Source organism: Uliginosibacterium paludis (genome assembly GCF_039631355.1).
GTDB classification, from domain to species: Bacteria; Pseudomonadota; Gammaproteobacteria; order Burkholderiales; family Rhodocyclaceae; genus Uliginosibacterium; species Uliginosibacterium paludis.
Genome location: NZ_JBDIVF010000029.1, coordinates 1 through 1,269, shown reverse-complemented (window position 1 = coordinate 1,269; position 1,269 = coordinate 1). Strand labels below are relative to the sequence as shown.

Genomic DNA, 1,269 nt, shown 5'->3' with positions numbered 1-1,269 from the left:
GTCACGACACTCGCGAGGGTCACCGTGTAGGTGATGGTGCTGCCTTCGGCCACCGAGGAGGAGGCGGTCAGCGTGGCACTGGTGATGTCCGTGTCATCCGACACGGTGGTCGAGACGGAGGACGTGGTGGTGAGCGCCTCGTACTGGCCACCGGCGGTGCCGGTGATGGAAACGTTCAGTGCGGCGTCGCCCTGGGCATACACATCGTCCGCGCGCACCGCATAGGCGGCACTGGAAGCCGAGGAGCTGCCGACCGGAATGGTGATGCTCTGGCCGTTGGAGAGCGAGATCACCAGCGGGCTGCCTGTGACCGGATGATCGACGCTGGCGGTATAGACCACCGAGCCGCCTTCGGTGACGGCCGTGGCGGAGGCCGTGAGGGTCACGGTCGTCGCGTCCGGCGTTGCTTCATCGGTGACGGTGGTCGTGACGGCCGTCTTGTCGGCGACCAGACTCTCGAAGTTGCCGCCCGAGATCGTGTCGATGTGGTTGGTGACGACCGACGAGCCGGTATAGGCATTGTCCGCCGTGGCGGTGGTGACACTGCCGGAAGAACTTCCGACCGGAATCGTGATCGTCTCGCCATTGACGAGCTTGACTGTCACGTCCGAACCGGTGACGACGCTCGCGAGGGTCACCGTGTAGGTGATGGACGAGCCTTCGGCCACCGAGGCGGACGCGGTCAGCGTGGCGCTGGTGGTATCGATCGTGTCCGCAATCGTGGTGACGGCAGCCGCCGGGTTGAAGCTTGCATTGATGCCCCCGCCCGAGACGCCGGTGATGGCGGCCTGAGTGCTGCTGGCGTCCAGATAGACGTCGTCGGAGGCGGCGACCGCAACGGTCACCGAGCCGGTGGTGCTCCCGGCCGCAATCGTGATGGTCCGGCCGTTGTCGAGCGTGACGGTCAGATCGGAGACCGGGGCAGACGTGATGGTGGCGGTATAGACGATATTGCCGCCGGCTTCAGTGATCGCACTGGTGGCCGAGAGCGAGACGGTCGCCGTGTCGGCGTCCGCAATCTGGGTCGTGACCGAGCCCGCGCTCGTCGAGATCGCCAGATGCTCGAAGCTGCCGCCCGAGGCGCCACCGATCGAGACGGTCAAGTGCTCCGTGCCTTCGACCGCACCATCGGCGAGCGCCGGGATCGAGAAGCTGGCCGAACTGCTGCCTGCCGGAATCGTGACCGTGGTCGTGCCGGTGAAGTCCGTGCCCTTGGCGGCCGTGCCCGAGTAGGTGAGGGTGACGGTGACATCGGTCTGGGCGACGCTG

The 1,269-nt window shown here is 66.5% G+C and carries 1 protein-coding gene; it reads right to left on the bottom strand.

The window, feature by feature from the left end:
- Nucleotides 1-1,269 (bottom strand): immunoglobulin-like domain-containing protein (locus tag ABDB87_RS20510; protein ID WP_345930574.1); only part of this gene is annotated, 1,269 nt, incomplete at both ends.